Source organism: Nocardia neocaledoniensis (assembly GCF_029868625.1).
Taxonomy (GTDB): domain Bacteria; phylum Actinomycetota; class Actinomycetes; order Mycobacteriales; family Mycobacteriaceae; genus Nocardia; species Nocardia neocaledoniensis_A.
The window spans coordinates 1-6,327 of sequence record NZ_JARWOJ010000419.1; the positions used below are offsets into that span (position 1 = coordinate 1).

The 6,327-nt window shown below is 71.9% G+C and carries 4 protein-coding genes; 3 read left to right on the plus strand and 1 reads right to left on the minus strand.

Going from position 1 to position 6,327, the window contains the following annotated elements; genetic code table 11:
• Positions 1-199 precede the first annotated feature (199 nt).
• Positions 200-3,010 (plus strand): aminomethyl-transferring glycine dehydrogenase, encoded by a 2,811-nt coding sequence (gene gcvP, locus QH270_RS33185; protein WP_280348657.1) that lies wholly within the window; start codon positions 200-202, stop codon positions 3,008-3,010.
• 64 nt (positions 3,011-3,074) lie between these two features.
• Here the strand turns inward: gcvP and QH270_RS33190 are convergent, their stop codons facing one another.
• A complete protein-coding gene (locus QH270_RS33190; protein ID WP_280348659.1) occupies positions 3,075-3,701 on the minus strand; it encodes a TetR/AcrR family transcriptional regulator in 627 nt (208 codons plus the stop codon).
• 84 nt (positions 3,702-3,785) lie between these two features.
• On the opposite strand from QH270_RS33190, the gene QH270_RS33195 reads away from it, so the two are divergent.
• The gene (locus tag QH270_RS33195; RefSeq protein WP_432420468.1) at positions 3,786-5,252 is read left to right on the plus strand and encodes an ABC-F family ATP-binding cassette domain-containing protein; all 1,467 of its coding nucleotides are present in this window, start codon (positions 3,786-3,788) and stop codon (positions 5,250-5,252) included.
• Complete coding sequence (locus QH270_RS33200) at positions 5,245-6,090, plus strand: Vgb family protein (protein ID WP_280348663.1); 846 nt, start codon at positions 5,245-5,247, stop codon at positions 6,088-6,090. Before QH270_RS33195 ends, QH270_RS33200 begins: the two co-directional genes overlap by 8 nt.
• Positions 6,091-6,327: the final 237 nt, after the last annotated feature.

Below are 6,327 nucleotides of genomic sequence, written 5' to 3' on the forward strand. Positions count from 1 at the left end.
CCTGCGGTCGGGTCACCGAATCTCTCAGGCGCCATGACAGAGGGGGAGGGCTGGAACCCCTCGACCGCGCCGGCCCGCCCTGGGTTTTGGGGCGGGGGGCGGGTGGGGGGGTTTACCTTTTGCCCCCGGCCCCCCCGTTGGTGGGGGGTGGCTCCCCCGCCCCGCCGGGGCGGCCCACCCGCCCGACCTTGGAGTTGCCGTGACCCGTTCGTTCGCCGACCGCCACATCGGACCCGATTCCGGCGAACTCGCCCGGATCCTCGCGACCGTCGGCGTCGACTCTCTCGACGCGCTGGCGACCACGGCGCTGCCGGCGACGATCCTCGACGAATCCGGTCTCGGCGCGCTGCCCGCGCCCGGCACCGAGCACGAGGTGCTCGCCGAACTGGCCGCGCTGGCGCACTCCAACACCGTCGCCACCTCGATGATCGGCCTCGGCTACTACGACACCCTCACCCCGCCGGTGCTGGTGCGCAACCTGCTCGAGAACCCGGCCTGGTACACCGCCTACACGCCGTATCAGCCCGAGATCAGCCAGGGCAGGCTCGAGGCGCTGCTCAACTTCCAGACCATGGTGTCGGACCTGACCGGCATGGACGTCGCCAACGCCTCGATGCTCGACGAGGCCACCGCGGCCGCCGAGGCAATGACGCTGCTGCGGCGCGCGGGCAAGTCGAAGTCGAACCGCCTCCTGATCGACACCGATCTGTTCCCGCAGACCAAGACCATCATCGGCACCAGGGCCGAGCCGCTGGGCATCGAGATCGTCGAGGCCGATCTGGCGTCCGGCGTGCCGCCCGAGGGCGAGTTCTTCGGCGTCATCGTGCAGACTCCCGGCGCGTCCGGCCGGATCGTCGACCACACCGCGCTGTTCGCCGCCGCTCACGAGCGCGGCGCGCTGGTGGCCGCGGGCGCCGACCTGCTCGCGCTGACGTTGATCACCCCGCCCGGCGAGCAGGGCGCCGACGTGTGTTTCGGCACCACCCAGCGCTTCGGTGTGCCGATGGGCTTCGGCGGCCCGCACGCGGGCTACCTCGCGGTGCGGACCGCGTTCGCCCGGCAGCTGCCGGGCCGCCTGGTCGGCGTCTCGGTCGACGCCGACGGCGCGCCCGCCTACCGCCTCGCGCTGCAGACCCGCGAACAGCACATCCGCCGCGAGAAGGCGACCTCCAACATCTGCACCGCGCAGGTGCTGCTGGCGATCGTCGCCGCCATGTACGCCAGCTACCACGGCGCGAACGGCCTGCGCGCCATCGCCCGTCGCGTGCACGGGCACGCGACGGCGGTCGCGGCCGGGCTCGGCGCCGCGCTGGTGCACGACACCTTCTTCGACACCGTGCTGGCGCACGTGCCCGGTAACGCGGAAGCCGTTGTCGCGAAAGCGAAGTCGCAGGGGATCAACCTGCGCCTGGTCGACGCGGACCATGTCGCCATCGCCTGCGACGAGGCGACCACCGACACCCACGTCGCCGCGGTCATCGAATCCTTCGGCACCGCGCAGGCGCCCGGCTCCGGCGCGGGCAACCAGCCCGCCACCATCGAGACCCGCACCTCGGACTACCTCACGCACCCGGCCTTCACCCGCCATCACACCGAGACCGCGATGCTGCGCTACCTGCGTTCGCTCTCGGACAAGGACATCGCACTGGACCGCAGCATGATCCCGCTCGGGTCGTGCACGATGAAGCTCAACGCGACCGCCGAGATGGAGGCCATCACCTGGCCCGGCTTCGCCCGCCTGCACCCGTTCGCGCCCATCGAGGACGTGCCGGGGATCCTGCAGCTGATCGGGGATCTCGAGCGGTGGCTGGCCGAGATCACCGGCTACGACGCGGTGAGCCTGCAGCCCAACGCGGGCAGCCAGGGCGAGTACGCGGGCCTGCTCGCGATCCGCCGCTACCACCTCGACCGCGGCGACGACCACCGCGACACCTGCCTGATCCCGTCCAGCGCGCACGGCACCAACGCCGCCTCCGCCGCCATGGTCGGTATGCGGGTCGAGGTCGTGAAGTGCCGTGAGAACGGCGACGTCGACCTCGACGACCTGCGCGCCAAGATCGCCGACCACGCCGAGCGGCTGGCCTGCATCATGATCACCTACCCGTCCACGCACGGCGTGTACGAGCACGAGGTTGCCGAGCTGTGCGCGCTGGTGCACGACGCGGGCGGCCAGGTGTACGTCGACGGCGCCAACCTGAACGCGCTGGTCGGCCTCGCCCGGCCGGGTCGCTTCGGCGGCGATGTCAGCCACCTGAACCTGCACAAGACCTTCTGCATCCCGCACGGCGGCGGTGGCCCTGGCGTCGGTCCGGTGGCGGTGCGCTCGCACCTCGCGCAGTACCTGCCCGGCGACCCGCGCGAAGCGGGCTCGCACGCGGTTTCGGCCGCCCCCTACGGCTCGGCCTCGATCCTGCCGATCACCTGGGCCTACATCCGGATGATGGGCGCCGAGGGCCTGCGGTCGGCCACGCTGACCGCGATCGCCTCCGCCAACTACATCGCCCGTCGCCTCGACGCGTACTTCCCGGTGCTCTACACCGGCGAGAACGGCATGGTCGCGCACGAGTGCATCCTCGACCTGCGCGAGATCACCAAGCGCACCGGCGTCACCGTCGACGACGTGGCCAAGCGCCTCGCCGACTACGGTTTCCACGCTCCCACCATGAGCTTCCCGGTGGCGGGCACCCTGATGGTGGAGCCCACCGAGAGCGAGAACCTGGAGGAGCTCGACGAGTTCATCGCCGCGATGATCGCCATCCGCGGCGAGATCGATCAGGTCGCCGACGGCGTGTGGCCGGTGACCGACAACCCGCTGCGCGGTGCGCCGCACACCGCGGCCAGCCTCGTCGGTGACTGGGACCATCCCTACAGCCGCGAGGTCGCGGTGTTCCCGCGTGGACTCGGCCATACCCGGCCGAAGGTGTGGCCCCCGGTGCGCCGCATCGACGGCGCGTTCGGTGACCGCAACCTGGTCTGCTCGTGCCCGCCGCTGGACGCGTACGAGGACTGATCCGCTCGTTCGAGGGCCCCGCAGGCAATGCCGGCGGGGCCCTCGTCCTGTTCGGCAGAGATATCTACGGCGCGTGGGGTTTCCGCGGATCAGTGTGCGGCCGATCGCCCGTCGACATGCTCGCCAGTACCGCCGCGGCGTCGGCGGCGCGGCGGGCGTCCTCGGCGGTGACGGGCTCGTGGGTGATGAACAGCCGATGGAAGATCGGGGCCACCGCCGTGCGCACCGTCTCTACGCCGTCCACACCCGGATCGAGCTCGCCGCGGGCGACGGCCCGCTCGACGATCACGGCAGCGTCCCGGTGCCTGGCCTCGTAGAAGGCGCGCAGCGCGGCGGCGGCGTGCGGGTCGTGCATGCCCGCGATGATGAACGCCGTGGCGAGGGGCGCGGCGTCGGGGTCGTCGAAACTGTCACGGAGCAGGGCGGTGAGGGCGCGCAGGTCGCCGGTGAGGCTGCCGGTGTCCGGGATCGGCCACGGTTGGCCCAGCGCGCGCTCCAGCGCGTCGGCGACCAGGCCTTCCGGTCCGCGCCAGCGCCGGTAGACGGTGGTCTTGTGGACCCCGGCCCGCTGGGCGACGGCGTCCACGTTCAGGCCGAGATACCCGTGCTCGGCGAGCTCGGCCGTCGTCGCGTCGAGGACGGCCTCGCGCACCCGTGCGCTGCGCCCGCCGGGTCGTCGTTGCGGTTCCAAAAACAACTCCTGTTGCGTTAGTGGCGAACCATTGCTAGCTTAAAGCTACACGAGTTGCGATTGGAGACCTGCTTGGCCACTCAGATGACCCTGCGCGGAGTGTCGAAGTCCTATACGGACCGGCCCGTGCTCGACGGGGTGACCGTCACGATCCGGCCTGGTGAGCGGATCGGCATCGTCGGCGAGAACGGGTCGGGCAAATCGACCCTGCTGCGCTTGCTGGCCGGTGCCGCCCGCCCCGACGCCGGATCGGTGACCGTCACCGCGGACGGCGGAATCGGCCATCTCGCCCAGACCCTGTCCGGCGCCACCGTCGCCGACGCGATCGACCACGCGCTGGCGGAACTGCGTGAGCTGGAACGCGGCATGCGTGCCGCCGCCGAGGCCCAGGACATGGACCGCTACGGCGAACTGCTCACCCGCTTCGAGGCGCGCGAGGGCTACACCGCCGATGCCAGGGTCGAGGCCGCCATGCACGGCCTCGGCCTGGGTGCGATCGCGCGGGACCGCTTGCTCGACAGCCTTTCCGGTGGCGAACGTGCCCGCCTGGGATTGGCCTGTCTGCTGGCGGCGTCACCGGAGGTGCTGCTGCTGGACGAACCGACGAACCACCTCGACGAGACCGCTCTGACCTGGCTGGAGGAGCGTCTGCGCACCCATCACGGCACCGTGGTCCTGGTTTCGCACGACCGGGTCTTCCTGGACCGCATGGTCACCGCGGTGCTCGAGGTCGCCGACGGCGGGCTGACCCGCTTCGGGGGCGGCTACAGCGGTTTCCTCGCGGAGAATGCCGCCGCCCGGGCGCGCTGGGAACAGGCCTACGAGCAGTGGTGCGCGGAGATCGCGCGACTGGAGGAGTTCGCGACCGGCACCGCCCAGCGGGTGGCGCACGGACGCGCCATGAGCGACAACAACAAGATGGCCTACGACCGCAACGCGGGCCGGGTGCAGAGCTCGGTCGCCTCGCGGGTGCGGCAGACCACCGAGCGACTACGCCGGTTGCGCGCCGATCCGGTGCCACGCCCGCCCGAACCCCTGTGCTTCCGTGGGCATTTCACGACGACCGGGGTGCGGCCGGAATTCCGCATCGGGCCCGTGACGCTCGGTGCTCACGGCAGGCTGCTCATCCACGGCCCCAACGGCGCGGGCAAGTCGACCCTGCTCGACGCCCTCCACGCGGACACGCCAGGACGGGTGGGCTACCTGCGTCAGGAGGAACGCTTCGATCCGGAGCGCACGGTCACCGAAACCTACGGTCTGGGCCGCGCGGCCCTGCTCGCGACCGGACTGTTCGCGCCCGAGCTGCTCGACCGGCCGGTGGGCACCCTGTCGGAAGGGCAACGGCGCCGGTTGGCGCTGGCGAAAGTGCTGGCGGGCGAACACGATCTCCTGCCGCTCGACGAACCGACCAACCACCTGTCGCTGACGCTCGTCGACGAGGTGGAGCGCGCGCTACACGACTACCGGGGCGCGGTGGTCGTGGTCTCGCACGATCGCGCGCTGCGCCGCCGCTTCCGCGGAATACAGAAGGGAATTCAGGACTTTGGCTGAGATCACAGAAGTTGTCGAGGTATCCGGCGCGCCGTACGGGGTGACCGTCGGCGCGGACGGCGCGCTCTGGTTCACCCTGGTCGCGCAGGGCATGATCGGCCGCTACGCCGACGGCGACGTGCGCACTTTCTCGCTGCCGCAGGCGGACGGGCAGCCCACGGTGATCGTCCCCGGACCGGGCGAGGCGCTCTGGTTCACCGAATACCACGGCGACCGGCTCGGCCGCATCGCCACCGACGGCACGGTGACCAGCGTGCCCGCGCGCGGCCCCTACGGTGCGTGCACCGGTCCCGACGGCGCGCTCTGGTTCACCGAACTGGCGGCCGGGCGGGTGTGCCGGCTGGCCGCCGACGGCTCGGTGACCGGTGTCGCGGTCGACGGGATGCCGTCGATGATCACCACGGGATCCGATGGCGCCCTGTGGTTCACGGTGAACCAGGGCAATGCCGTCGGTCGCGTCGACCTGGACCTGACGCTGACCGTGCACCCGCTGCCGACACCTGCCGCCGCGCCCGTCGGCATCACCGCGGGCCCGGACGGCGCACTGTGGTTCACCGAGATAGGCGCGGGCGCCATCGGCCGCGTCAGCACCGACGGCACCGTCACCGAATTCGCCCTGCCCGACCGGAATGCCCGCCCGCACGCCATCGTCAGCGGCCCGGACGGCGCCCTCTGGTTCACCGAATGGGGCAGCGGCGCCCTCGGCTGCATCACCGTCGACGGAACGATCGACCACCTGCCGCTCCCCGGCGCCGAACCACACGGCCTCACCGTCGACGCGGCGGGCCACCTCTGGATCGCGATGGAATCCGGTGCGCTCGTGCAGGTCTCACCCTGACGGGTCCTGCTGACGCCGTCGTCGGAGCAGCTCGCGCAGGCCCGGTGCGGTCGCCACCCGTGGCTGGGTCGAGGGAGCCCGGTGACAACCTCGAGCAGCCGCGGTGGACAGGCGTCGCCGAGCACCACACCGGTGTCGGTGACCGGCGAACGCGGCCGGCGGCGCGGGCCGCCCGGGGGGGGGGGGGGGGCGGGGACCCGCCGCGGGGGCCCGCCCCGCGGGGGGGGAGGGGTTGGG

Coding starts and splice junctions, on each gene's coding strand:
- QH270_RS33195 (WP_432420468.1), top strand. CDS start 3,786: ATGACCCTGCGCGGAGTGTCGAAGTCCTATACGGACCGGCCCGTGCTC.